The sequence below is a fragment of the Paenibacillus sp. FSL R7-0302 genome (genome assembly GCF_038006885.1).
Taxonomy (GTDB): Bacteria; Bacillota; Bacilli; order Paenibacillales; family Paenibacillaceae; genus Paenibacillus_AQ.
Genome location: NZ_JBBOWB010000001.1, coordinates 5,730,675 through 5,756,433, shown reverse-complemented (window position 1 = coordinate 5,756,433; position 25,759 = coordinate 5,730,675). Strand labels below are relative to the sequence as shown.

Annotated in this window: 19 protein-coding genes; 13 read left to right on the top strand and 6 right to left on the bottom strand. The window is 54.4% G+C overall.

The window, feature by feature from the left end; translation table 11 throughout:
• Window positions 1–7 precede the first annotated feature (7 nt).
• The 3 genes from gnpA (at window position 8) to MKY96_RS24840 (ending at window position 6,592) form a co-directional block, all read left to right on the top strand.
• Window positions 8–2,179, top strand: a complete 2,172-nt coding sequence (gene gnpA, locus MKY96_RS24850) for a 1,3-beta-galactosyl-N-acetylhexosamine phosphorylase (protein ID WP_340944146.1) — start codon at window positions 8–10, stop codon at window positions 2,177–2,179.
• Between the two features lie 130 nt (window positions 2,180–2,309).
• On the top strand, window positions 2,310–3,068 hold the full coding sequence (gene yaaA / locus MKY96_RS24845) for a peroxide stress protein YaaA (protein WP_340944145.1): 759 nt from the start codon (window positions 2,310–2,312) through the stop codon (window positions 3,066–3,068).
• A gap of 143 nt (window positions 3,069–3,211) precedes the next feature.
• Window positions 3,212–6,592, top strand: coding sequence for a HEAT repeat domain-containing protein (locus tag MKY96_RS24840; RefSeq protein ID WP_340944143.1), 3,381 nt, complete (start codon window positions 3,212–3,214; stop codon window positions 6,590–6,592).
• Here MKY96_RS24840 and MKY96_RS24835 read toward each other — a convergent pair.
• Window positions 6,587–7,030 (bottom strand): GNAT family N-acetyltransferase, encoded by a 444-nt coding sequence (locus MKY96_RS24835; protein ID WP_340944142.1) that lies wholly within the window; start codon window positions 7,028–7,030, stop codon window positions 6,587–6,589. The two genes, MKY96_RS24840 and MKY96_RS24835, sit on opposite strands and share 6 nt — an antisense overlap.
• A gap of 254 nt (window positions 7,031–7,284) precedes the next feature.
• Between MKY96_RS24835 and MKY96_RS24830 the strand changes: the two genes are divergently transcribed.
• The 6 genes from MKY96_RS24830 (at window position 7,285) to MKY96_RS24805 (ending at window position 13,761) form a co-directional block, all read left to right on the top strand.
• Window positions 7,285–8,373 (top strand): ROK family transcriptional regulator, encoded by a 1,089-nt coding sequence (locus MKY96_RS24830; RefSeq protein WP_340944140.1) that lies wholly within the window; start codon window positions 7,285–7,287, stop codon window positions 8,371–8,373.
• Window positions 8,374–8,617: 244 nt separating this feature from the next.
• A complete protein-coding gene (locus MKY96_RS24825; RefSeq protein WP_340944139.1) occupies window positions 8,618–9,658 on the top strand; it encodes an NAD(P)-dependent alcohol dehydrogenase in 1,041 nt (346 codons plus the stop codon).
• A 422-nt stretch (window positions 9,659–10,080) separates the two neighbouring features.
• The gene (locus MKY96_RS24820; RefSeq protein ID WP_339222314.1) at window positions 10,081–10,704 is read left to right on the top strand and encodes a glycoside hydrolase family 11 protein; all 624 of its coding nucleotides are present in this window, start codon (window positions 10,081–10,083) and stop codon (window positions 10,702–10,704) included.
• Between the two features lie 165 nt (window positions 10,705–10,869).
• Window positions 10,870–11,730 (top strand): formylglycine-generating enzyme family protein, encoded by an 861-nt coding sequence (locus MKY96_RS24815; protein WP_340944137.1) that lies wholly within the window; start codon window positions 10,870–10,872, stop codon window positions 11,728–11,730.
• 227 nt (window positions 11,731–11,957) lie between these two features.
• Window positions 11,958–13,523 carry a glycosyltransferase family 39 protein gene (locus MKY96_RS24810; RefSeq protein WP_340944134.1) on the top strand — a complete coding sequence of 522 codons (1,566 nt, stop codon included), beginning with the start codon at window positions 11,958–11,960 and terminating at the stop codon, window positions 13,521–13,523.
• A complete protein-coding gene (locus MKY96_RS24805) occupies window positions 13,513–13,761 on the top strand; it encodes a hypothetical protein (protein WP_340944133.1) in 249 nt (82 codons plus the stop codon). The genes MKY96_RS24810 and MKY96_RS24805 overlap by 11 nt, the downstream gene beginning before the upstream one ends.
• Window positions 13,762–13,815: 54 nt before the next feature.
• Here the strand turns inward: MKY96_RS24805 and MKY96_RS24800 are convergent, their stop codons facing one another.
• The gene (locus MKY96_RS24800) at window positions 13,816–14,346 is read right to left on the bottom strand and encodes a ClbS/DfsB family four-helix bundle protein (RefSeq protein WP_340944131.1); all 531 of its coding nucleotides are present in this window, start codon (window positions 14,344–14,346) and stop codon (window positions 13,816–13,818) included.
• 76 nt (window positions 14,347–14,422) lie between these two features.
• Window positions 14,423–14,605: a hypothetical protein gene (locus tag MKY96_RS34000; RefSeq protein WP_445671457.1), complete on the bottom strand. Its 183-nt coding sequence runs from the start codon at window positions 14,603–14,605 to the stop codon at window positions 14,423–14,425.
• A gap of 172 nt (window positions 14,606–14,777) precedes the next feature.
• On the opposite strand from MKY96_RS34000, the gene MKY96_RS24790 reads away from it, so the two are divergent.
• On the top strand, window positions 14,778–15,716 hold the full coding sequence (locus tag MKY96_RS24790; protein ID WP_340944129.1) for an AraC family transcriptional regulator: 939 nt from the start codon (window positions 14,778–14,780) through the stop codon (window positions 15,714–15,716).
• Window positions 15,717–15,720: 4 nt separating this feature from the next.
• Window positions 15,721–16,323 (top strand): GNAT family N-acetyltransferase, encoded by a 603-nt coding sequence (locus MKY96_RS24785; RefSeq protein WP_340944128.1) that lies wholly within the window; start codon window positions 15,721–15,723, stop codon window positions 16,321–16,323.
• A gap of 585 nt (window positions 16,324–16,908) precedes the next feature.
• Here the strand turns inward: MKY96_RS24785 and MKY96_RS24780 are convergent.
• Window positions 16,909–18,684 carry an ABC transporter ATP-binding protein gene (locus tag MKY96_RS24780; RefSeq protein WP_340944126.1) on the bottom strand — a complete coding sequence of 592 codons (1,776 nt, stop codon included), beginning with the start codon at window positions 18,682–18,684 and terminating at the stop codon, window positions 16,909–16,911.
• Window positions 18,671–20,446, bottom strand: a complete 1,776-nt coding sequence (locus MKY96_RS24775) for an ABC transporter ATP-binding protein (protein WP_340944125.1) — start codon at window positions 20,444–20,446, stop codon at window positions 18,671–18,673. Before MKY96_RS24775 ends, MKY96_RS24780 begins: the two co-directional genes overlap by 14 nt.
• A 234-nt stretch (window positions 20,447–20,680) precedes the next feature.
• On the opposite strand from MKY96_RS24775, the gene MKY96_RS24770 reads away from it, so the two are divergent.
• Window positions 20,681–22,069: an amino acid permease gene (locus MKY96_RS24770; protein WP_340944124.1), complete on the top strand. Its 1,389-nt coding sequence runs from the start codon at window positions 20,681–20,683 to the stop codon at window positions 22,067–22,069.
• Between the two features lie 129 nt (window positions 22,070–22,198).
• Here MKY96_RS24770 and MKY96_RS24765 read toward each other — a convergent pair whose 3' ends face one another.
• The gene (locus MKY96_RS24765) at window positions 22,199–23,176 is read right to left on the bottom strand and encodes a DUF4003 family protein (protein WP_340944122.1); all 978 of its coding nucleotides are present in this window, start codon (window positions 23,174–23,176) and stop codon (window positions 22,199–22,201) included.
• A 169-nt stretch (window positions 23,177–23,345) separates the two neighbouring features.
• Between MKY96_RS24765 and MKY96_RS24760 the strand changes: the two genes are divergently transcribed.
• Window positions 23,346–25,739, top strand: a complete 2,394-nt coding sequence (locus MKY96_RS24760) for a GH36-type glycosyl hydrolase domain-containing protein (protein ID WP_340944120.1) — start codon at window positions 23,346–23,348, stop codon at window positions 25,737–25,739.
• The last annotated feature ends 20 nt before the right edge of the window (window positions 25,740–25,759 follow it).

Genomic DNA, 25,759 nt, shown 5'->3' with positions numbered 1-25,759 from the left:
ATTCCCGTTGCCGAAATTATCTACAGGCTCCACAGGAGCTTTTACCCTGCCGGGGGAAGCCGGTTATGAAGCACTGACCTTGAAGCTTGCCGAACGCTGGGGGGCCGATGTCATTCGTGACAGTGACGGTACGCAGTTGTCAGAAGAGATTATTAGTGCCGGTTACGGCATCTATTCGACCCTGTGCATCATCCGCGACCATAACGCTTGGGCGTCGAGGAACCCGGACAAGCTGCAGCAGACCTTCCTGATTACAAGTCCGAAGGTGGCTGTTCAGGATTACATATCCATCTATCTGCTGGAGGATTTCTTCGCAGAGCAATTCAGGGTGAATGATTCCCTTGAGGCATTCAAGTACTGGCAGGTGTACGACCGGACAACCGGGAAGGAGGTGCCGGGGGAGCAGTGGAATTACGACCGGGAGTCCGGCAATGTGGTGCTAACCGGCATTACACCTTGGCATAAATATACGGTCAGCTTCATGGCCTACCGGATCTGGGAAGAGATCTCCATGTACAACCACACCACGAATCACTGGGACAAAGAGCATCTGATGCAGATCGATCCGATGTATGAGGGGACCCGGCAGTACCTGCTGGACTGGATGGAGGACTGGTGCGGGAAGCATCAGGCGACGACAGTGGTCCGCTTCACCTCCCTGTTCTACAATTTCGCCTGGATCTGGGGCAGCAGCGGGCAGAACCGCCATCTGTTCTCGGACTGGGGGTCCTACGACTTCACGGTGAGTGCGCGGGGTCTGGATCTGTTCGCGGAGCAATACGGCTATTCGCTGACCGCAGAGGATTTCGTGAACGGCGGCAAATACCGTGTCAGTCATATCCCGGCAGAGCAGCGTAAGCTCGACTATATGGCTTTTATCAACGATTTCGTCATCGGGTTCGGCAAGCAGTTAATTGACATTGTCCATAAGCACGGCAAGCTGGCCTATGTCTTCTACGATGACAGCTGGGTGGGCGCTGAGCCATACAATGACCGCTTCGGGGAGTTCGGCTTCGACGGGATGATCAAATGCGTGTTCTCGGGCTATGAAGCCAGACTCTGCTCAGGGGTGAAGGTGGAGACGCATGAGATCCGGCTGCATCCGTATCTGTTCCCGGTTGGCCTGGGCGGCGCACCTACCTTCATGGAAGGGGGCAATCCCACACTCGATGCGAAGCAATACTGGATTAACATCCGGCGCGCCCTGCTGCGTGAGCCGGTCAACCGGATCGGCCTGGGCGGCTATCTGCATCTGGTCGAGCCTTACCCGGATTTCTGTGCGTATATTGAGAAGATTGCGGATGAATTCAGGGAGATCAAGGAGCTGCACCGGCAGGGGCAGCCTTATCACATCAAGACTAAGGTAGCTGTTCTGCACTCGTGGGGCAAGCTGCGGTCGTGGACCCTCTCCGGCCACTTCCATGAGACGTATATGCATGACCTGATTCATATCAATGAGGCCTTATCCGGCTTGCCGGTGGAGGTGCGGTTCATTGATTTCGAGGATATCCGTCAGGGTGCCTTGCAGGATGTGGATGTGGTGATCAATGCAGGCAGCGCCGGTTCCGCATGGAGCGGCGGGAACCACTGGCAGGACAGCCAGGCGGTGGACGCCTTGACGGAATGGGTATATAAGGGCGGTGCGCTCATCGGAGTGAATCAGCCTTCCGCCGTGGACGGCTATGATCACTATTTCCGGATGGCGCATGTTCTCGGGGTGGATGAGGATATGGGCGCAAGGGTAGCTCATGGCAAATGGGCTTATGAGGTTCAGCCGGTGCAGGGACTGGTGCCGGATGGCGTCAGCCTCACGCCGAAGAACGGGATTTATCTGACCGACGGGGCTGCTGCGGTGGTCCGTGAGGCAGAGGGCAAGCTGGCCTTGACGGTGAATAGCTTCGGGAGAGGGAAGGGCATCTACCTGCCGTCCTTTGCCTTCAACTGGGAGAATACCCGCCTGCTGCTGAATCTGATCCGCTATGCCGGCAATGAGCTGGAGGAGACCCGCTACCTCCCGGATAATCTCTACACCGAGTGCGCGTATTATCCGCAGAGCAAGCGCCTGGTTGTGATCAACAATAGCGGTCAGCCGCAGCTTACCACCATCGGGACGGACTACGGTCCGCAGGTTGTGGAGCTGGAAGCTTTTGATACGGTGATTCGGGTGATGGGGGAATAAGGGGAGGGCGAACTGCGCCTCTGTCTTCGTACCGCTTGCTGCTGAATAACTTGGCCGGGGGCCGGCGAGGGAATAATATGATAGTATAGAGGTACATTTATTTTCCCGTAGGGGTAGAAAAGAGCATATCATGAGAATCATCATTTCACCTGCCAAAAAGATGAAGACGGACACGGATTTCCTGGAATCCCGCCAGGCTCCGCAGTTCTTACACGAGTCACAGACGCTCCTGTCCCTGCTTCGTAAGCTGAGTTACGCAGAAGCCAAGGCGCTGTGGAAATGCAATGACGCTATTGCCGCGCTGAATATGCAGCGGATTGAAGAGATGGATCTAACCCGGAATCTGACCCCGGCGATCTTCGCCTATGAGGGCATCCAGTACCAGTACATGGCGCCGGGGGTTTTTCAGACGGAGGAGCTGGACTATCTGCAGCAGCATTTGCGGATCCTGTCCGGGTTCTATGGGATCGTCCGGCCGTTCGACGGGGTGGTCCCTTACAGGCTGGAGATGCAGGCCAAGCTGGGCGGGCCGGGCTTCAGTACCCTCTATGAGTTCTGGAACAGAAGATTGGCGGACCAGCTGTTCGCAGAGAGTGACACTATTGTGAATCTGGCCTCCAAGGAATATAGCAAGTGCATCTCTCCGTACTTGAGCAGCCATGTCCGGATGGTTAGCGTTGTATTCGGGCAGGAGATCGGCGGCAAGGTGGTGGAGCGGGCGACGCTGGTCAAGATGGCCAGAGGCGAGATGGTCCGGTTCATGGCGGAGCAGCAGATTACCAGCGTCGAGGAGATTCAGGGCTTCAGCGGGTTTGATTTCCGGTATGAAGCGGCCTTGTCGGACGAGAACACGTATGTGTTCGTTCAGGCTAAGCGAGACAAAGAGTAGACTGATAGAGCAAGCAGTATAGAGGGTAATCCTGAAGATGGTGGAAGCACCGGATTCGGGGTTACCCTTTGGTTTGTTGCGGGCGGACTCCAGCTTTTTGTAAGATGAAAGAAATCAGAACCGATTCAAGAGGAGGACTTACCATGGTCAGACAGGACCTGCTTACCAAAGAGCGCTTACTTAAGGAACTGGATCAATTAGGGTATTCCGATAGAATCAAAGCAATCACAGGACTAGGCCGCGATCACCTGGGGTCCCCGGAATACTCACAGCTACTTACCTCCTTACTTGGGGGCGGGGCTTATGAAGCGCGTCTGGCCCTGATGGGGGCGATCGCTACGCTGGATGCTTCTGTGATTCTGGCGGGGCTGAAGCACCCCATGGCAAGCATCCGGAATGTGGCTGCGGGCCTGCTGCCCAAAGTCGCCTCAGGCGAAGAGATTGAACGCGAGCTTCCGCTGCTCTCACAGGATTGCCGCCGCAAGCTGCTGCGCACGGTTGCCCTGATGAACCGCCAGGAGCTGGCGGAACGGCTATTGCCTGTGGTCCAGGCCCGGTGGGGCCCGGAGGAGGCTGCGATTGTGCTGCAGGCCTGCTCTGCGGCAACCGTCCGCGCGCGGCTTGCGGAGCTGGGGTACGCGATCAAGGACTGGAAGAAGCTGGCCAGCCGCCACCTGGAGGTGGTCGCGGAGTATTTCACCAGAGAGCTGGAAGCAGCTCCGCTTAGGGCCAAGGGGACGGTCTGGTCACGGTTCTCCTCCGCGATGGAGCAGCTGAGTAGTCGCAAGCCTGACCTGGTGCTGGCTTATGCGGTGAACCATGGACCGGCAGACCTGCTGCCGCCTGCGTTTAAGGCGAATCTCGGCACACTGATGCGCCTGAGACCGGGCGCGGTGTATGAGCTGCTGATCCGGACGCAGACGCGAGGTGAGCTTATGGCTTACGGTGTGCCTGAAGCTGTGCTCAAGCGGGCGAAGCTCCTCTCCATGGACGAGTGGTCGCAGCTTGCCAAGCTGCTGGCGGACCAGCCCCAGCATGTGGCGCGGCTGCTGGAGCATCTTGCGCCATCTAAGCGCCAGGAGATTTTTGATGCTGTGTATGAGGAGGAGAAGCGCCGGGAGTGGATTTTCCCGGAGAGGCTGCTGTATGTATTACCGCATGAGCTGCGTGACCGGGAGGCCACCCGGATGCTGGGCCTGCGTGAGATCAAGGAAAACCGGGAGCGTACCCTGCGCATTACTGCTGCCCGCTCCATTCTTCAGGTCCGTGAGCAGCTTGAGCAGGCCACCCGGGTATCGAATGCCGACGAACGCGCCACGGCGCTGATGCAGCTAATCCGCAGCACGGTTCTGGCAAGACAGGGCATGGATGCCACACTGCTGACCTTAAGCCGTATTCGCAATGATCAGGACCCTGTGCGGGGGGCAGTGTTCAAGGAGCTGTCAGAGAGTCCGGCGTCTGTGTACGAGGCTGCTCATGTCCCTGCGCTTACTGTGCTGGTGGACAGTGTGATTGACGCCAGAGACACCTCCTACGGTACGAGATACTCTGTGCAGCAATTGGCCTTCTCCATTCTGCGCCATCAGGCGGCGGAGCCGGGCGGGGAGCTGTTCAAGTTCGCGCTGAACACGCTCCAGAAGCTGGCGAAGCAGGACGGGCAGCTCTCCCTGCCGTCCCTTGCGAAGAATATGCCGCGGGGCGTGGAAGAGATCATCTTTGACAGTATCTATTCCTACGCCGCACAGGCGGGGAAGCGGGAGAATTACAACCTGGTGCTGAGCCTGGCAACTTCATTTGGTAAAAGAGGCTATGGCATCGTCAAGCTGCAGCAGCTCTTACGGGAAGCCACCCGGGCCAAAACCGAGGGAACCGCGATCCGGGCAACCCGGCTCTGGCTGGAGCCGCTGCAGACGCGCGATGAACGGGTGAAGGAGCTGCTGGATGCAGATCCATCGTACATCACGATCCACGAGATGTTTCAGCATCTGCATCTGAAGCGTCAGGAATGGCTGGACCCTTACCTGTCGGGGGCTGTCATCAAGGGTAAGTTCCTCTCAGGCAAAACGGTATATCCTGTTCCGGCTGCGGACGGGTTTCACCGCTGGCTGCCGCGCCAGCAGGAGGCGTATGGTGCCCTGTTAAGCACAATCGCCTTCGGTGCCAAGTACAGCCTGTTTGAGCGTGCCAGAGCGATTAGAATCATGGCAAGCATGCCGGATGTGAACCCGGAGCGGCTGTATGAGCTGGTACAGGACAAAGAGGTGGCGGTAGCGGAGGCAGCGCTTCATGCCCTGTCCCTGCTGGAGGAGCCGGAGAAATCCTTGCCTGTGCTGCTGGAGCATCTGGATAGCGACCGGGCCCGTGTAGCGATGTACTCCATCCCGAGGTGCATCCGCCGGGTCAGTCCGCAGCAGCTGTCTCAGGCACTGAAGGCGCTGCTGAGCCGGGAGAAGTTGAAGATCACGGTCCGCAAGGAAGCCATCCGCCTGCTTGGTGCGTATAGAAGTGAGGACAGTCTTCCGCTGCTCCTGCGTGAGTTCGCGAAGCCTGCTGTGCATAAGGATGTGGTGATTGCTATAGGGCATGCTGCCAGGGGTCTGCTGGACGATGAACGGAGCTGGGAGGTGCTAAGCGCCATCGCTGCTTCTCCAGAGCGTGATATCGCAGTGAGCTTGTTGTCCCAGCAGCCTGCTGCGCTTCCGCTTGCTTACAGACCGCGCTATCTGGACTTAATCATAAAGATTGCCGATCATCCGGATGTATCGGTCAGCAGCCAGGCTTATAGTTCCATGAAGTGGTGGACAAGCGGTTATGAAGGCACCGTTGCCGCGGCTGCGGCTCAGGCGGTTGCGGGTCTGAAGGACAGCTCCAGCTGGGAGTTCGCGATGATGACACTGATTGAAGCCGCCCGGGACGGCAAAGTGAATGCGGTTGTGGCTGGTATCTGCCGGCAGCTGTCGGCAACGCCCGTGATGCAGGAATGGAATGCAGCGGCGGACAGAGATCTGCCCCACCGGCAGCGTCTGCAGGTGCTCATCAACCAGCTTACGAGTCTGCCCATGAGTACAAGGGTGCAGCTTACCCCGCTCTACCTGGAGCTAGCCGATATTCTTGCCGCCGATGAGACTTTACAACCGCTGGTCCTGACCTTATATATTGCAGTGATTGATTGGAGTAAGGCAGAGGAAGGGTCCGGGTACGTGAAGCGGATCGCGCAGGAGGTAACCCGTCAGCCACAGCTCTTGAGCGGGTTGTACAGCGGGCTTGCCGTCAGCCTGGAGAACAGCGCAGGGTACTGGACACCGGAGACACTGCTTGAGATTGTGGATGTGCTGCGGGCAGAACCTTCTTATGAAGCTCCGTATCTCGGACTGTCCTTGCTGGAAGCAGCGGGAACGGCGCTCCGCTGGAGCCCGGAACCGTCAGAGCGTCTGCGGGAGTATAGGAATCATGCGAATCCCGCAGTCCGCACGCAGGCGCTGAATATTTGGACGGCGAGAGAGTCACGGCTGTTCATGCTATAACCGCATATGCAGGATGGGCCATGGCTTGCCTTGCTCATCCTGTTCGGAGCGGCTGTAGACCCGGAAGCCTAAATGTTCGTAGAATCCGGCAGCCTGGGGATTGTCTTCATTCACATCCACGGAGTGTACGTTCAGAGTGTGTATGGCGTACGTGACCAGTTCCTTGCCAATCCCCTGTCCCCGGGCTGCGGGATCTACGAACAGCATTTCAATCTTCTGATCCTGAATGCCGATGAAGCCGAGGGAATGCCCCTCCGGATGGGTATACGTAATCAGATGCCGGATCTCTGCAATCCCTTGCAGAACTAAGGGACGCAAGTCTTCAATATCCTGCGGGGTGAGGAATAGGTGCGTAGCCCGCACAGCGTTCTCCCAGATGACTAGCAGTTCTTGGGAGAGTGTCTGGTTCCGGTCTGTAATCTCTTGAATAGGTATCATAGGCTTCTCCTTGGCTAATTTTTTTGATTATAACATACTAAAATAAAGTGCGAATCGGGAAAAGATTAATGACTTAACTTCCAATTCTTGATACAATAAAACCAATTAAGTGAAAATATTCACAATTAAAGCGGCCAATAATTGCTATAACGGGTGTGATTGCATATTATATGTATAAAATTATAAAGTACATTTGTAAAAGTGGGGGGATTCGAATGGCGACACATCGCTTAAACAGTATGGAAGTTAAAAAGATGAACCGAAACGCCATTTACCGGTACCTGTACCACCGTGAGTCCACTTCCATTCAGGAGATTGCGCAGGCGCTAGGTCTAAGTCTTCCCACCGTGACACAGAATCTCAAGGAGCTGCAGGAACGCGGGCTGATTGAGGAGACAGGGCTGTATGAATCCACCGGAGGCCGTAAGGCCAAGTCGTTGGCCTGCAACAGTGTGGCGGGTTATGCTGTCGGACTGGATGTTACCCTGAATCATGTGGGAATTGTCGTCATTGATTTGAGCGGCAGGATCATTAAGAATGTCAGGAATCATTATCCATTTGCGAATGAGGAGAATTACTTCCGGGGAGTAGGCAAGATGGTAGAGGATTTCATAGAGGCTTGTCAGCTGGAACGCAGCCAGATTCTCGGTGTAGGCATTGCGCTGCCCGCGATTCTATCCGGGAACCGGCAGACAGTGAGCTATGCTACAGTCATAGATTTCAAGGGAGGCAGTGTCCGGCGGTTCGCCGAATACATCCCTTATCCCTGCGTCCTGAGCAATGATGCGAATGCGGCGGGACTCACTGAACTGTGGGGAGAGCAGGACATACACAATGTGGTCTATCTGTCCCTTAACAATAGCGTGGGCGGTGCCATTATAGTAGGTAATCAGATCTATGCAGGCCAGAACCACCGCAGCGGGGAGTTCGGGCATATGACGATTCTGCCTGGAGGCCGGACCTGCTACTGCGGGCAGAAGGGCTGCGTCGATGCCTACTGCTCCGCGAAAATCCTCTCGGACAGCACCGGGGGCAGTATTGTGGAATTCTTCAGGCTCTTGGGAGAGGGCAAGAAGGAGCAGCAGGCCATCTGGCAGGAGTATGTGGGCTATCTGATCATCACAGTGAATAACCTGCGGATGCTGTACGATTGCGATGTGATTCTCGGCGGCTATGCCGGAGCTTACATGGAGGAATACATCGATGATCTTCAGGCGTTAGCAGCGCACAAGAACACCTTCGAACAGGACGGTTCCTACCTGCGGGTCTGCAAATACAAGCTGGAGGCTACCGCTGTGGGTGCTGCCCTGGAGCTGGTGACGGAGTTTATCGACAGCATCTAGAACCGGGTTGATTTTACCTAATACAATATCTGCTTTTCCCGCTCCTCCACAAGAGGGACGTTGCTGCAAGCGCGGCACTGTCCTGCTCTGGGGGAGTTTTTGTTGACTTCACTTTAAATCTGACTATAATCTTATTTAAATAGTTTTATAAAAGTATATTATTATATAACTGAAGAAGGCAGAAGTCTTGAAGTAACAGTAGTTTTTATAAGAGCAAGCTAATGTCCCTGAGGAGGAGAAACAGATGAAGAACAGAGCTTGTTATATGACAGATCTGAAGCAAATGGCAATGAAGGAAATCAGCATGCCCGTAGCCCGGGAGGGTGAGGTGATTGTCAAGCTGGAGGTAGTCGGTATCTGCGGCTCGGATGTGCATTACCTGGAGTATGGCCGGATCGGCGATTTCGTGGTGGATGGAGATTTCATTCTGGGGCATGAATGCGCCGGAGAGGTAGTGGGTCTTGGGCCTGGGGTGAAGCACCTGAAGGTGGGGGACCGGGTAGCCCTGGAGCCTGGTGTGACCTGCGGACAATGTGAATTCTGTAAGAGCGGCAAATATAATCTGTGCCCGGATGTACAGTTTCTGGCGACTCCGCCGTACCATGGCTGTCTGATGGATTATATGGCTTTTCCGGAGAACATGGCCTTCAAGCTGCCGGATAATGTGACTTCGGAGGAGGGGGCGCTGGTGGAACCGCTGGCGGTGGGACTCCATGCTGCGGCGCAGGGCGGCGTTAAGCTGGGGGACCGTGTGGTGATTCTGGGAGCGGGCTGCATCGGGCTGGTCACCCTGCTGGCCTGCAAGGCATTCGGGGCTACGGAGATTGTGGTGGTGGACATCATTGAGAAGCGGCTGGAGGCAGCGATGAAGCTAGGGGCTACGCGGGTGATTAACGCCAGACGGGAGGATGTACTGGAGGTTATTGCGGCTTGGACCGGTGGCGCGGGCGTGGATAAGGTCATCGAGACGGCAGGCAGCGAGCATACGGTGAAGCAGACCCCTTATCTGGTCAAAAGAGGCGGAACCATCGTCCTGGTCGGCCTAGCTGCCAAGGATATCATCGACTTTGACTTCATGCAGATTATGTTCAAGGAGGCCGACATCAAGTCGGTCTTCCGGTACCGCAACCTGTATCCGGCAGCCATCGGAGCCATCGCGGACGGCAAGATTGACGTCAAGGGCATCGTGACCCACGAATTCGAATTCGAAGACACGCAGAAGGCCTTCGATTACGTGATCGACAATAAGGAGGATGTGGTCAAGGCTGTCATCCGGATGGGCTAAGAGACTTTAGGAGCATTAGGAGAAATTAGGAGCGCCAGTACAGAGCTGTCCCGTATCGGGGCGGCTTTTGTGCATGTAACAGTATTCTTTGAATGATCCTGAGGGCATATGATTGCATGAGGTGCTAGTGCTCCCGAATTCGCCGAATGCCCTCAGAGGGAAGCGGATGAACCCTCTTAAGTTGTTACATCATTCACCTTTTAGGGTCATTTTTCGCGCGAGCATCCCAATAATTTCATAATATCAATAAAAATTGGGGGTTAATCTTTAGTTTGCAGAGAGAAATGTAAACGCTTACTAGATATAATCATCTCGAAAGGAGGACAAGTAAATATATGGGATAACCATCAGGATAAGTTATATTCTGCTGGGAGCAGTAAGCTGTAAGCAAACACATTATAATCGGGAGGTATTAATTTACAATGAAAAAGAAACTTCTTACGGTATTAATGACAGCGGCACTGAGCTTCAGCGCGTTCGCAGCTACTGCAGGCGCAACAGATTATTGGCAGAACTGGACCGATGGCGGCGGAACCGTGAATGCGGTGAACGGAAGTGGCGGGAATTACAGTGTGAACTGGTATAATACCGGAAACTTCGTAGTCGGTAAAGGCTGGACCTACGGCACGGCGAACCGGGTCGTCAATTATAACGCGGGTGTCTTTTCACCTTCCGGTAACGGATATTTGACCTTCTACGGATGGACCCGGAATGCCCTTATTGAATATTACGTGGTCGATAGCTGGGGGACTTACAGACCTACCGGCCAGTTCAAAGGTACTGTGAACAGTGATGGAGGTACCTATGATATCTACACCACAATGCGTTACGACGCTCCTTCGATTGACGGAAATGCCACATTCCCTCAGTACTGGAGTGTAAGACAATCCAAAAGACCGATCGGCAGCAATGTTCAGATCACGTTCAACAACCACGTGAATGCCTGGAAGAGCAAAGGCATGAATCTGGGAAGCAACTGGTCTTACCAGGTACTGGCTACCGAAGGATACCAGAGCAGCGGCTCCTCCAACGTAACCGTGTGGTAAAGGATAAGCTGACCGGCACTTGCCGTTCGGGCAGTACCGTAAGTTCAGCTAATCGTTGACAGGCTAAGGCCGGCCGGGTGGACAAGCTGCCGGCCTTATCATTTTCGCGCACCGAACTTCGCTTAGGTCCTGTACCTTGCCCATCTGCTCAAAGGAGAGCTGTTCATGAGAAAACGATTAATGATTCTGATTCTGTGCATGGCAATCGCGGTTATAGCCAGTGCCTGCTCGCAGGAGAAGCCTGCCGCTGATGAGCGTTTAGTGCGGGTGGAAGGCGGTACTTTTAAGGATACGAAATCCAATTATTACGGGACAGAGATGACCCTCCCGGACTTCTACATCGGTAAATATGAGATCACCCAGCAAGAATGGCTGGAAGTGATGAAGAATAACCCCTCGCAGTTCCAAGGAGATAAGCTGCCGGTAGAGAGTGTAACCTGGTATGATGCCGTGGAGTACTGCAATGAGCGGAGTGTGAAGGAAGGCCTGGCCCCCTATTATAATATAGACAAGAATACGGTCGATCCGAATAATACAAGTGACCGGGATTTCATGAAATGGACTGTAACGGCGAATGAAGGGGCGGACGGTTACCGTCTGCCGACAGAAGCCGAGTGGGAATATGCAGCAGGCGGAGGCCAGATGAGCACAAGCAACCCGTATAGCGGAAGCGACAATCCGGAGGAAGTAGCCTGGTACTGGAGGAACTCCGGCGATCAATTCCTGACCGGGGACTGGAACTGGCCTGCGATTGAGAACAACCATAGCCAGCCGAGGAATACCGGCCTCAAGCAGCCCAATGAGCTGGGACTGTATGATATGTCAGGGAACGTAAGGGAATGGTGCTGGAACTGGTATGGAGAAGGGGATTCGAATAGCAAGACCGGCTCGGTCCGGCTGGTGAAGGGCGGCGGCTGGATCGGCGGAGTGAACAACACAGAGGTATCCTTCCGCGGCAAATTCGAGCCGAGCAGCCGGGGGAATGACCAGGGCTTTCGTGTGGTTCGTGCTGTTGCTGGCAAGTGATTCACCCGTACGTATTCAACAGGAGGAGAATAGGTTAAGCAGCAAGCCTTCGGGAAGCTTTTCCGGCATGAGCGCATCTATGAATGCGGCGGCTGGAGAGGACCCGGAGGTTTTTGGCGTGTCTGAAGCATCCTTTCAACTAACATTCAGGTTCACTATGTATACTCCGTATATGGATTAAGGCACGTGCGAACGACTCGCCGGGCGCTGCCGGTCAGGAGGGTATCATGGTAAAAAGAATCCAGCAAATCGTAACACTCATCCTCGCCTTGTTCATGGGACTGTTCATCGCTTCATCCTTCTTGTTCCGGGCGAAATATAATTATTCCGTGTATGGTGACTGGGCAGTGCTGGAAGGGCAGCAGCCACTTGTGTTCCTGCTATGGATTGTAGTTGTTCTGGGCCTGGGCTTTGTGCTGTACAGACTCTCACGGAAGCTTGAAGGGTACAGCCGGGTCAAGGTTATTCCTGCCGTGCTGCTGTTGTCGGGTATCCTGCAACTCGTGATTATTTTCCTGTTCACCCGCATGCCTACAGATGATTCACAGACGGTGCTGTCCCTGGCCTGGGCTATGCTCTATGACAAGGATTATTCCTCCTTTCAGTCAGGCGGATACCTGTATATGTTCCCTTTTAATTTCTCCTTCGTGCTGTATCTGAAGACGCTGCTGCTTCTGTTCCCGGACAATTATCTGGTGATCAAAAGCTTCAACATCCTGTTCACGCTCGTCACCACGCTGGTCATCTATCTGCTCGGCCAAGAACTGAGACCCCAATCCCGCAGCAAAAACTATGGCCTTCTGATTGTGGCTGCGACCTATATACCGGCTATGTTCATGAGCAACTTCATCTATAATGATGGAATTGCCACGGCTCTGCTTACCAGCGCGCTCTATTTCGCAGTCAGGTTCATCCGCAGAAGATCCATGAAGGATATGCTGTTCGCGGCGGTTCTGCTGACACTCGGCAACTACTTCCGCAGTATAGGTATGATCTTCCTGATTGCCATTGTTCTCAGTCTGCTCCTGAACCTGCGGGCGATTGGCGTGAAGAAGGTCATTGCTGCCTTTGGCATAACCCTGCTGCTGTGGGTTCTTCCTGCCTGGATTCAGAATACGGCGCTTCAAGCAACAGGCATTGTGGACGAATCGCCGTCCGGCAATTCTGCTCCAGTGTACATGTGGCTGAATATGGGGATTAATCTGGAGACACTCGGGTTCTGGGATGACCGGGAGAGCTATAATATCTACCAGCAGGAGGCCGGCTATAATAAGACGGAGAGTGTAGAACTGTTCAAGGACTCTATTCGCAGCAAGCTCTCTGACGCGACCGTAACTGAGCTTGCAGGAATGTACTATAAAAAGCTGGTCTGGACCTGGACGGAAGGGACCTACCAGATGGAGCGCTACGGGATAGGAAATGAAGGAGCCTCCTCTGGCGGCGTAAGAGGCGGCATGGTGATGGGCCATTACAGCTATTCCACAGCTGCAAGCAGACTGTTTGAAGGTGCTTCTATATACCGGAGCGGCTTGCTGTGGGCCTTATATGTCCAGAATTTCCTGATGTACGTCTTCATTCTGATCCGGTTAATCCGGGGACTGCGGGCTAAGCGCTTCGCGGAGACCCCGCTCCTGCTGGTGATTCTTGGCTTCATCGGGTTCTACCTGCTCTGGGAGATCAAGTCCCGGTACCTGTATCCCGTATATCCGCTGCTGCTCGTCTTATCCTGCTTGGGTGTCCAAGACGTATATGTATTACTGACCGGGACAAGGAGGTCTAATCATGCGGACTAAGAAATATTACATCACCTTAATTATTAGCATGCTTAGTTGTTCGCTGCTGCTCACTTCCTGCGAAGCGGTCACTGCTCAGAATATTACCAGTGCAGACTTTAATTCCCGGCCCGGCGGGTTCCCCGGCCTGAACGGCGGCGGCCCCAACTTCAAGGACGGGAGCAGGGGAATGAACCGGGAAGGCCCTGGCAGGAGGGGGATGCAAGCGCCAGACGGGAGGGCAGACAGCACGCAATGATTGGGAAGCATTGGATGCTATGCTGCTATGCGACTTTGTCATACTGCCATTATTTTACTCTGCCAGTCCTTCAGGACAATGCTTTTTCCACTTCCGGATCTTCCCCCGGAAGGTTTTGAACGGAGCGGCGGAGTTAATGTGAATCCAGCGGGCCATCGGCCAGTTCTCCTTGGTTCCGGTCCACTTCCGGGCGCCTTGAATGAATAGTTCCTCCTCCGTTAAGGTGGCGATCCAATCCAGCCACTGCTCTTCGGATTGCCGGAAGAGCTCACGCAGCCCGGATAGGGAATACTCCGCATATTTACTATAGAAGGACTGATATAACCCGCCCAGCTGATTCCACTTGTAATCCGCAGCGGGCATCTGGACTGTTCGTTCCGCCAGCTCATCCTTCTCCCAGCCCCTCACCAGCCCCAGCCAGCCCAGCTGATAAGCAATGATCTCGGCAGGGGTCTTGTCCACCTCGGGAACTCGCGTATCCTTATATGTATCATTTATACCATCGAATTCGGCATCCAGCAGCAGGTATAGAGCGTGGATCGTGTCCATCAGCTCCTGCCGGGACGAGTATTCATAGCTTGCCATAACAATCACTCCTTTACCTGGTTATATCACAGGGTTGTGACAGCAGTCTGTCAAGTTCAATAGGATGAATGGAGAGTTATTGCCAAATATGCTGTACACCCTCAAGCTTGTCCTCATGGAAGCTTAGCTTATAGATATCGGGCATTTCTAACTGCTTCCAGAAGCTATAATCATAACGCTTGTCCAGAGTATTCATGATCAGGACCATCAGATTACCGTGAGTTCCGATCGCGATCGATTTGCCTTTGTATTGCTGCAATACTCTGGAGAGTGCTTGTACTCCCCTTCTCAGATAAAGGTCTATTCAATTCGTCGGTAGAATAAGTAGAGTGCGCATGTCGTACGAAGTAGAGAGTGGTAACCATTGATTATCGCCTCATCCATTTATATTTGTACAGTATTGTAACACGAAGGGGACGGAGGATTCAGCGATGCAGGAGCAGTATGGGGAGAGGATTAAGCAGGTTATTGCCTACATAGAAAATCACAGCAGCCAGCCGCTGCGGCTGGATCAGCTGGCGGAGGTCTCCCATTTCTCCAAGTATCATTTCACCAGAATATTTACAGCCTTCACGGGCATGACACCCATGGCCTTCGTAACCAGGCGGCGCATTGAGCGGGCATGGGTGCTGCTGACTGAGACGAACCTGACCATTCTGGAGATCGCGGGGAATTGCGGGTTCGAGTCGGTATCTGCGCTGGGCGTTCATTTCAAGCGTCATTACGGCTGTTCGCCGGGCACCATCAGAAGCAGGAAACGTAAACATAGCAATTTCCCGTCATTCCTCAGCAATAAGCAGGCAGAGCCGGGCGCCCTGGCAGATTACAATAAAGCAGCAGGTAATCCGCTGTTAAGGAGGGCGTGGGACAGTATGGTAGAACTCAGAGAAATTACAGAGGTTGAGGTCGCTTATGTCAGGCATATTGGAAGTTACCTGGATACGCATCACGCATGGGACAAGCTAACCGGCTGGGCTGCTGAGCAGGGGCTGCATCCGGCGAATCAGCAGTTCATCGGAATCTCACTGGACGACGGGGAGCTTACGGAAGAGTCGGCCTGCCGCTATGATGCTTGTGTAACACTGCCTGCCGACTTCGGGCCGGAGGCGCACCGGGAGGCAGTCGGGTTCAAGACATTGGCCGGCGGCCTGTATGCAGTGTATTCTTACTACGATACGGTAGATAGATTTGTCCTTGCGTACGATACTATGTTCAGCGTATGGTTACCTCGCAGCGGCTATGAAGCCGATGACCGGCCATGCCTGGAATTCTGTCTGAATGATCCTGCGCAGGACCCGCAGGGCAAGTGCATGATTGATCTGTACGTCCCCATCCGGCGAGGCATGCAGGAAGCAGAGAATGGAGTGTAAGGGAATGAACATGGAGGTTGTGTTTGACCAGTTCCCTGTCCTAAGATCAGGGGAGCTTGTACTGCGCAAGATTGAGGTGCAGCATCTGGATGAGCTGTTCGAGATCTACAGCAATGATCATGTGTTTGAGTATTGCGGCATCATCCCCAAGCACAACAAGCTGACAGTGAAGAGCATGATCGGTCATTATGAACGGGACTATCTCAAAAGATCGCGGATCAAGTGGGGCATCTTCACCGCAGAAGACGAGACGCAGCTACTCGGGATTATTGAAGCCTGTGAGTTCAATCAGAAGGTGAACATGGTGACGATTGGCTACTTCCTCGGGGAAGCCCACTGGGGGCGGGGCCTTGCCTCCAGAGCGGTGGCTCTGCTGACGGAATTCCTGTTCGCACAGGTGCAGGTGAACCGGATTCAGGCTGAGGTAATGCTGAATAATGAGCCTTCCAAGAAGGTGCTGCTGAAGAACGGATATGTCAAGGAAGGGATGCTGCGGCAAGCGGCCCTCTGGTCCGGCAAGGGAGTGGTCGATCTGGAGATCTACAGTATGCTTAGGGAAGAGTATATGAAGGTTCTGCAACCGGACCATGAGGCCCTTATTTTGTGAAAAAGACAGCTTTACAGCTCGCCCGCGGACTAAGAGGCCGTTATAAGGCCGGTTGGTGATTAAAATGAGGCAAGAGCGACTAGTTAAGTACATGTGAGTCCGCTTAGCCCGCAATATGGTGCAATGTACAGGAATAGCGGCTCTCCAGTCCGCATGGATCGCAGCAGGAGTGCTGCTTAATTGCACAAATTGATGAAGCCAGCAACCAGCAGACTTAGGTGGTAACGGACCGTGCATGCGGACATATTCTTCACTGAATATGTGCTGTATAGTTCATCCAAGCACGCCAAAAACCGCAGACAGGGGCGAAACCTTGCTGCGGTTTTTGGCGATTTCTTATTTGAGTGTATAAAAATTGAACTTAAAATAAACAGACAGGGAAAAGTGGCGGAGGAGAATTTTGGAACTGTAGGAGCGTCAGCGTCCGCCTTTGTCACCGGATTTCTACCGCTAAGAGCGGTTCAAATTGATTCAAGAAATCTGGGGACAACAGCGGCCGGAGGGCCAAACATTCTCTGGAGTCACGGCAATCCCAACACGGAAAATTACAAGTACAATCTATATAGCCTTATCCTGCACCGAACATCAGGCTTCCATCTTCTGCGCTGTATACAGCCGGTGGTACAGGCCGCGGCGGGCGATCAGCTCGTCATGCGAGCCGCTCTCGGCAATGCCCTTGTTCGCAACGTACATGATGCGGTCGCAGTTCTTCACCGTAGACAGGCGGTGCGCGATGATGAACGAGGTGCGTCCCTTCAATAGCTCGTTCAGCCCCTTCTGGAGCAGGCGCTCGGTCTGCGCATCGATGGAGGAGGTGGCCTCATCCAGAATGAGAATCCGCGGGTTGGCCAGCAGCGTTCTGGCGAACGAGATGAGCTGCCGCTGTCCTTGGGAGAGCTTGGAGCCGCGTTCGTTCACCTCGGTCTGGTAGCCCTGATCGAATTCGCGGATGAAGTCATCAGCGCAGACTGCCTTCGCGGCGGCGATAACCTCTTCCTCGGTCGCATCCGGTCTGCCGTAACGGATATTATCCAGGATGGTTCCCGAGAAGATGAAGCTGTCCTGCAGCATAATCCCCATCTGCCCGCGTAGCGATTTCAAGGTAATCTGCGAGATATCCTGCCCGTCGATCAGAATGCGCCCGCCAGTCAGGTTATAGAAGCGCGAGATCAGGTTGACGACCGTGGTCTTGCCCGCACCGGTCGGACCAACCAGAGCAACGCTCTCTCCGGCTGCAACATCGAAGGAGATGTTCTCCAGGATATTCAGGCCCGGATCGTAGGCGAAGGTGACATCATCGAACGTCACCCGGCCCTGAACCGGCGGCAGCGCCTTCGCACCGGGAACATCGCTGACCGTTACCGGCTCATCCAGCGTCTCGAAGATCCGCTCCAGGTAAGCCACAGCATTAATGAAGTTGTTGTACAGGTTCGACAGGTTCAGGATCGGCTGCCAGAAGCGGGCCGCATAGCTGCTCATGGCCAGAATGACGCCCAGCGTCATGTTCTGCGGGTCCAGGGTCAGCAGTCCGACCAGGAAGATCATAGCCGTAACAATGGTAGACAGATTATCGACACTGAACGGAATCAGAATGTTGTAACGCAGCGCCTTCATCCAGGCCGTGCGGAAGTTGCCGGCCAGCCGGGTGAAGATCCCTTCATTGCGCGTCTCCCGCGAGAACATCTGGGTAACGCCGATGCCGCTGATGCTCTCCTGCAGATAAGCGTTCAGGTTGGAGCTTTTGTTCGATACGGCCTGCCAGGCCCGGCGCTGCCGGGTCTTGATCAGCAGCATGATGCCGAGGAAGACAGGCAGTCCAGCCAGAATGATGAAGGAGAGCCGCACATCCACGGCGAACATGAACACGGCGATGAAGATCAGGTTCACGATTTCTAAGATAAAATTGATAATACCGTTGGACAATACATCGGATACCGCATTGACGTAGTTCACGACCCGGATCAGAATCTTGCCCTGCGGACGGTCATCGTAATATTTGAACGGCAGATCCTGCAGATGCTTGAACAGGTCGGTGCGGATATCGAAGATAATATCCTGTCCGACACTTGTCATAATCCGCGAGCGGATCGTAGCCAGGATTACGCTGACCACGATGGTCGCCAGCATTAGCAGGGACCAGCCTGCCAGTGCGCCCATGTCTTTGGCCGGAATGGTCACATCCACGACATGCTGCATGATCAGCGGAGCCGACAGGGCGATCGCCGCCGACAATGCGCTGAGCGCGAATGCAACAAGCATCGGCTTCTTCTTGCGTCTGATATAGACCATGGCCCGCCGGAAATGCTTGATATTAAACGGCGATTCCAGATTCTCATCAACATCGAATTTATTCCTGGCCACTCGCGGTCACCTGCCTTCCAATGCCCTCGTTCTGAAGCATGAATACATCATAGTAATAACCCCGCTTCGCCAGCAGCTCGGCGTGGGTGCCTTCCTCAATCAGCCGGCCGCCCTCCAGGATCAGAATGCGGTCAGCCTGGGCGGTAGTGGATACCCGCTGCGCAATGATGATCTTCGTGCAGGGGTACTCCAGCTCCCGCAGGCTGCGCTGAATATGCTCCTCCGTCTCCAGATCGACCGCAGAGGTCGTATCATCGAGGATCAGAATCGGACGTTGGACCGCCAGCGCACGGGCCAGCGCTATCCGCTGCTTCTGTCCCCCGGACAACCCGACACCGCGTTCTCCGACTACGGTATCGTAGCCTTCAGGCATTTTGACAATGAAATCATGGGCAGCGGCCAGAGCCGCGTAAGCCTTCGCATCCTCTTCAGGCAGATCAGGATCGCCATATGCGATATTGCCGTCGATGGTATCGGAGAACAGCAGCACATCCTGCGTAGCCATCCCGATGTTCCCCCGCAGCTCATCCAGCTCCAGCTCCCGGACATCTCTGCCGTCTACCAGCACACGCCCGCCAGCCACATCATAGAAGCGGGGAATGAGGTTGATCAGCGAGGTTTTGCCGGAGCCGGTAGCCCCCATGATCGCAATGGTCTCGCCGGGGGCGATCGTGAAGCTCACATCATCCAGCACGGTAGCGTTATCATATTTGAACCGGACATGGTCGAATTCAATCCGTCCCTCATAGCGGCGGCGCTCCACCGGGTTATGGTCATTGGCAATCGCCGGGCGGGCGTAATAGATATCGACGATTTTGGATAAGCTGGCGAAGAAGCGCTGAATATCATTAATAATAATGCCGATATTGCGCATGGGATTGGAGACCGCCCAGATCAGCGAGGAGAACGCCGTGAACTCACCGAAGGTAATCCGCCCCTCCATCACGTAGTAACCGCCGGCCAGCATCAGGACCACGTTGAAGCCTTGTGCGAACGACTCCAGATAAGGGAAGTAGTCGAGCCAGACGAGGGCCGCTTTTTTATTCGCCACCGCGTAGTTGACATTCTTCTCTGTGAACTTGGCAATCTCGAACTCCTCACGGGCAAAAGCCTTCACCACACGGTTCCCCGAGATATTCTCCTGTGTCGTCGTATTGAGCTGGGACAGCCGCTCGCGCAGGTCGATGTACATCGGGCGCACTCTTTTGGCGAAGATAAAGGCCACCACAAAAATCGGCGGTGACAGGATCAGCATCCACAGCGTCAGCTTCACATCAATCGTGAGGAAATAAATGACGGCTGCCAGGAAAATCGTAAGCGATTCAATAATCGTTTTGAAAATCCACGCCATCGAGTGGCGGACCATATCCAGATCCCCCGTCATTTTGGTCATCAGGTCCCCGGTGCGGTTGCGGTCATAATATTCCCGGTCCTGGCCCTGAATCTTGTTGTACAGATAAATCCGGATATTGTACATCATATTCTGTGAAGAAATTTCGTACTGCATGGTCGTGAAGTATGCCAGCCCTGTACGGAGCAGGGAGAAGCCGATCATGCCCAGGCAGAGCGCAATCAGCAGCCCGCGTCCTGTAGCAAGATTCTCTCCTGCGTGGTCACCGGCAATGAACGTATCGACGATGCGCTGGCTGATGTAGGGGTTCACAATCGTAAGACTTGATCCCACTACCGAGAGGCAGAGCGCCACGATATACCGCGCCCGGTTGCCCTCCAGGTTCTGCCACAGCCATTTGATTTCAAACATTTGATCACCTGTTTCCTGTTGTTCTTGTGAATAAACAAAGTGATTATAACACTATGGTTCAGAATGTATAGGTTTTCGGGCAATTTTATTGTTACAAATGGTGAAACTTTCTGATGGAGTAATTCTGCATTGCGTTAATGTATATCACAGCATACAATGATGCTTACATATTAAGATAGATTGCGTTGAGTACATGTGAGGTGTACAGGTGTACATATGAGGGGGAGCATTTCATTGGAATCCAAACAGTTAACCAGAGGACTTAAGCCGCGGCATATCGAGCTGATCGCACTGGGCGGCACGATTGGCGTGGGCTTATTCATGGGCTCGGCAAGTACAATTAAGTGGGCAGGGCCTTCCGTGCTGCTTGCGTATCTGTTGGCAGGCATCATTATGTTTTTTGTGATGCGGATTATGGGGGAGATGCTGGTAGTGGAGCCGGTGACCGGTTCGTTCGCCACTTTTGCGCACAAATATATCAGCCCGCTGGCCGGCTTCCTGACCGCCTGGAGCTATTGGTTCCTGTGGGTGACAGTCGGAATGGCGGAGGTTACGGCGATTGGTATCTATGTCGGGTACTGGTTCCCGGATATCCCGCAGTGGATTCCGGCACTGATCGGTGTGGGCATCATTGCAGCAGCCAATCTGGCGGCGGTGAAGCTCTACGGGGAGTTTGAATTCTGGTTCGCGATGATCAAGGTGGTTGCCATTGTCGTGATGCTGGTGATTGGCACCGGGGTGATTTTCTTCGGTCTCGGGAATGGCGGGCAGCCGCTTGGACTGTCCAATCTGTATAGCCATGGCGGTTTTTTTGCCGGAGGACTGAAGGGGTTTCTGTTCGCGCTCTGCATTGTCACGGCGGCCTATCAGGGGATTGAGCTGGTGGGGATTACGGCCGGGGAAGCGGAGAATCCGAAGCAAACGCTTCGCAAAGCGATAAAGAATATCATCTGGCGCATTCTGATTTTCTACGTGGGGGCCATCTTCATCATTGTGACCATTTATCCGTGGAATGAAATCGGCGAGATCGGCAGTCCGTTCGTGTTGACCTTCGCCAAGGTGGGGATTGTCGCTGCGGCAGGCATTATCAACTTCGTGGTGCTTACAGCGGCGATGTCGGGCTGCAACAGCGGAATCTACAGCGCGGGCAGAATGCTCTACACGCTGGCCCAGAACGGACAGGCTCCGAAGTTCTTCGGCAGAGTCTCTGCCAGCGGAGTACCCCGCAACAGCATTATCACAACGATCTCCCTGCTGCTGGTCGGCGTATTGTTAAACTATCTGATGCCGGACTCCAAGCTGTTTCTCTACATTTACAGTGCCAGCGTGCTTCCGGGAATGATTCCGTGGTTCGCCCTGGCCTTCAGCCAGTTCAGATTCAGGGAGCGGTGGGCAGGCGAGATGGCAGCCCATCCGTTCAAATCCCGCTTTTTCCCGGTCAGTAACTACATTATTATCATCTTCCTGTCGCTGGTCATCATCGGGATGTGGTTCAACCCGGATACGCATCTGTCGCTGATTGTCGGCGCGTCCTTCCTGGCTATTGTTGTGGCGGGGTACTATGCGTTTGGGATTGGCAGACGCCGGATGCCCGGGGATGGGGAGGAAGGGGAGTTCCTCTAATTTGGATTGGAAACGAAGTGTCGGTTTTTATGAGCGGCATGGCTTCAAGATGTGGTATGTCCAAATGTATCGTTAATAAAAAGGCTTCCCAAGCAAACTACGCTCCGGAAGCCTTTTGCATGTCAACCCTTAAGATGAAGCTGCCGCCGCAGCAGCAGAGGCCGCAGCTACAGCAATCGCTGTCTGCTGGGCAATGATGATGTTGGTCAGGCTGGTAGACAGCGTGGATTCAATGATGCCGTTTCTGACATCATCGATATATTGATAGGAGACGAGCGCGGCAGACAGCAGGAGCAGCTCCTGCTTGTTAATCGACCAGCCGCCGAAGCCCTTCTGCGGGCGCAGGAACTCATAGGTGTCCGAGACATCGCTTACCAGCTGCTGCTGCTCATAGGGAATCAGGGACAGGATGCCAAGGGACGAGAGTGTATACTCCTTATCCAGCCGGATATCCCGTGCCCGGAACGCCTCACGCAGGCTAAGCACCCGGCTTGTGAGATCTCCGCCGCCTAGCACCAGCACCTGTGTTAGCGCCTGAACACTATTCCCGGAGAAGAACTCGGGCTTGAGCGTAACATAGAGCTGTTCCAGCTGCTCCACCCCTTGCTCTACAGGGATATCGGAGAGGCCGAGCATGGCTGCGAAGATATAGTCGTCCCGTCCGGTGAGGAAACGGTGCTTCGACCGCATCCCTTCATAGAAGGCTTGGGTGCGGTCTATGGCTGCGGTATATCGATCATAGGGGGTATGGGCAGCGATCTGATAGGCGGCAATGACCAGGTAGTCGGAGGCCCGGAATTTACGTTCCTTGAGCAGGTCATATACAGCCAGCGTAGCTGCAAGCTGCTGCTGCGGCTGGGGGGACAGGGAGAGCAGCGCAGCAATACAGATGGCTGAGGTTCCCCGGAAAGAGGAAAAGCCCCGGGTGTTATCCTTGACCATCTCATGGTACATGCGGATCGCTTCTACATTGGCGATCTTGTCCTCCACAGCGTAGAGCAAGGCTGCCAGCCGGTTCACGGAGGCATTTTGCCAGGGGAATTCCTGTTTAATCTGCTGGGCGTTAGTTACGAATAATTCAAGTCTGGCTATGTACGATTGCTTCATATGATGCACCTCTCATCTAGTGGTAGTTATTTGGGTTTATTCTACTATAAAAACCAAATCGATGAAATTGAAACGGCTCCGGCAGACTTGCCGCCAAACCTATGAGAGCGTATTCTTAAACAAGATAGAATAGAGAGCAGAATGATAATCCGGAAAGAGAGGCACGAAAATGATAAGAGCATCTGAAGATAACGAATATTATGAGCTGTCCAGTCCCACCATTCTCCCCAAGGCTTCGGGGTTCCTGTGGAATGAGCAGATGATGATTCATATGAACTGCCGGGGCTATGCGGTAGCCCAGTTCATGCAGCCCGAGCCAGCCAAGTACTCCTATGCGCCGAATCTGGAGGCCAAGACGTTCATGCAGCCGGAGCAGCCTTATTACGCCCACCACCCGGGACGCTTCGTCTATGTCAAAGATGAGGAGAACGGGGAGCTGTTCTCTGCCCCTTATGAGCCTGTCCGCACCCCTCCGGATCATTATACTTTTGCGGTAGGGAAGCATAATATTGTCTGGACCGTCGAGAAGAACGGGATCGCTATAGAGATGACGCTAAGCCTGCCAAAGGATGACCCGATGGAGCTGTGGCGGGTGAAGGTGACTAATCTGTCCGCCGCTCCCCGCAAGATCAGCATCTACCCCTACTTCACCATCGGCTACATGTCATGGATGAATCAGTCCGGCGAGTATAAGGAAGGCTTGCAGGCAATTGTGGCTACAGCGGTCACACCTTATCAGAAATATCAGGATTATGCCGCAATCAAGCATCTGAAGGACAAAACCTTCCTGCTGGCCGACCATGCCCCGGCCTCCTGGGAAGTGAATCAGGAAGCCTTCGAGGGCGAAGGCGGAATCGGCTCGCCGTCAGCGCTTAAGGGCCAGCGGCTGGCGCAAGGCGAAGCCCGTTATGAGACCCCGGTTGCGGCCCTGCAATACAGTCTGGATCTGGCTGCGGGGGAAGAACGTGAATACCGCTTCGTCTTCGGCCCGGCCCGGAGTGAGCAGAGAATCGCGGAGATCCGCCGGAAGCTGTTCCTGGATACCGATGCGGCAGGCGAGGACGGATTCGTGCGCGCCGAGCGGGAATATGCGCAGTACATTGCGGAAGGCAGAGGGGGCATTGAGATTTCCACGCCGGATGCGGATCTCGACAATCTGGTCAACCACTGGCTGCCCCGGCAGATGTACTATCACGGGCAGACCAACCGCCTGACCACCGACCCGCAGACCCGGAATTATCTGCAGGATAATATGGGGATGAGCTATCTTAAGCCGCAGACGGCAAGAGCGGCGTTCCTGACGGCCTTAAGCCAGCAGGAGGCCAGCGGAGCGATGCCGGACGGGATTATTTTGCATGAAGCGGCTGAACTGAAATATATCAATCAGGTTCCGCATACAGACCATTGTGTCTGGCTGCCGGTTTGCCTCAGTACCTATCTGGATGAGACCGATGATTACAGCATTCTGGATGAGGAAGTATCGTATGCGGGCGGCCTGGAGACAGGACCTGTGCATGAGCATATCGACCGGGCGGTGCAGTGGCTGCTCCATGAGCGGGATGAGCGCGGCCTGAATTATATCAATCAGGGGGACTGGTGTGACCCGATGAATATGGTAGGGTACCGGGGGCAAGGCGTGTCCGGCTGGCTGACCATCGCTACCGCGTATGCATGTGTGGTCTGGGCGGATATTTGTGAGCGGAGCGGCCGTACGGATGTCGCCAAGACCTTCCGCCTTGCAGCGGAGGAGATGAATGCGCTCGTCAATCAGTACTTCTGGGATGGCGAGTGGTATGCGCGGGGAATTACCGATGACAATGTGGTGTTCGGTATCAGCAGTGACAAGGAAGGCCGGATCTTCATTAATCCCCAGGGCTGGGCGCTGCTCAGCGGTGCGGTGGATGAGGAGAAGCGGGCGAAGCTGATGAAGTCGGTCCATGAACAGCTGGAGACCCCGTATGGAGTGGAAAAGCTGGCACCGTCCTATACCGCCATGCGCGAGGATGTGGGCCGGGTCACCCAGAAGCATCCGGGGACAGCCGAGAACGGCGCAGTCTACAACCATGCCGCAGCGTTCTATATCTATGGCTTGTATGCAGTAGGTGAGCAGGACCACGCGTACCGTCTGCTGCGCAAAATGCTCCCCGGGCCCGATATCGAGGATATCATTCGGCGGGGCCAGTTGCCGGTGTTCATCCCTAACTATTACCGGGGGGCTTATAAGCAGTTCCCGCAGACTGCCGGACGCTCCAGCCATCTGTTCAACACCGGAACCGTTCCGTGGGTGTACCGCTGCCTGATTGATGGACTGTTCGGCCTGCAAGGCTGCCGGGAAGGACTGCAGGTGAAGCCGCAGCTTCCTTCCGGCTGGCAGGAAGCAACCGTGAAGCGCAGCTTCAGAGGCGCTGAGCTGCAGATTGAGATGAAGCGTGAGTCTGGCGTAGCGGCAATCGAAGTGTATCTGGACGGCAGCTTAGTGGAAGACGGTGTTCTGAAGGAACTGAAACAGGGTAAGCAGTATCAGGTGCTGGTTAAGATACCGGCTGGGGCTGCTACTATCTAAATACAGGAGGCTGAATGAAC

Excerpts from the sequence above, each read along its gene's own strand:
- yaaA (WP_340944145.1), top strand. The coding sequence starts at position 2,310 with ATGAGAATCATCATTTCACCTGCCAAAAAGATGAAGACGGACACGGAT.
- MKY96_RS24840 (WP_340944143.1), top strand. The coding sequence starts at position 3,212 with ATGGTCAGACAGGACCTGCTTACCAAAGAGCGCTTACTTAAGGAACTG.
- MKY96_RS24835 (WP_340944142.1), bottom strand. The coding sequence starts at position 7,030 with ATGATACCTATTCAAGAGATTACAGACCGGAACCAGACACTCTCCCAA.
- MKY96_RS24830 (WP_340944140.1), top strand. The coding sequence starts at position 7,285 with ATGAACCGAAACGCCATTTACCGGTACCTGTACCACCGTGAGTCCACT.
- MKY96_RS24825 (WP_340944139.1), top strand. The coding sequence starts at position 8,618 with ATGAAGAACAGAGCTTGTTATATGACAGATCTGAAGCAAATGGCAATG.
- MKY96_RS24820 (WP_339222314.1), top strand. The coding sequence starts at position 10,081 with ATGAAAAAGAAACTTCTTACGGTATTAATGACAGCGGCACTGAGCTTC.
- MKY96_RS24815 (WP_340944137.1), top strand. The coding sequence starts at position 10,870 with ATGAGAAAACGATTAATGATTCTGATTCTGTGCATGGCAATCGCGGTT.
- MKY96_RS24810 (WP_340944134.1), top strand. The coding sequence starts at position 11,958 with ATGGTAAAAAGAATCCAGCAAATCGTAACACTCATCCTCGCCTTGTTC.
- MKY96_RS24805 (WP_340944133.1), top strand. The coding sequence starts at position 13,513 with ATGCGGACTAAGAAATATTACATCACCTTAATTATTAGCATGCTTAGT.
- MKY96_RS24800 (WP_340944131.1), bottom strand. The coding sequence starts at position 14,346 with ATGGCAAGCTATGAATACTCGTCCCGGCAGGAGCTGATGGACACGATC.
- MKY96_RS24790 (WP_340944129.1), top strand. The coding sequence starts at position 14,778 with ATGCAGGAGCAGTATGGGGAGAGGATTAAGCAGGTTATTGCCTACATA.
- MKY96_RS24785 (WP_340944128.1), top strand. The coding sequence starts at position 15,721 with ATGAACATGGAGGTTGTGTTTGACCAGTTCCCTGTCCTAAGATCAGGG.
- MKY96_RS24775 (WP_340944125.1), bottom strand. The coding sequence starts at position 20,446 with ATGTTTGAAATCAAATGGCTGTGGCAGAACCTGGAGGGCAACCGGGCG.
- MKY96_RS24765 (WP_340944122.1), bottom strand. The coding sequence starts at position 23,176 with ATGAAGCAATCGTACATAGCCAGACTTGAATTATTCGTAACTAACGCC.
- MKY96_RS24760 (WP_340944120.1), top strand. The coding sequence starts at position 23,346 with ATGATAAGAGCATCTGAAGATAACGAATATTATGAGCTGTCCAGTCCC.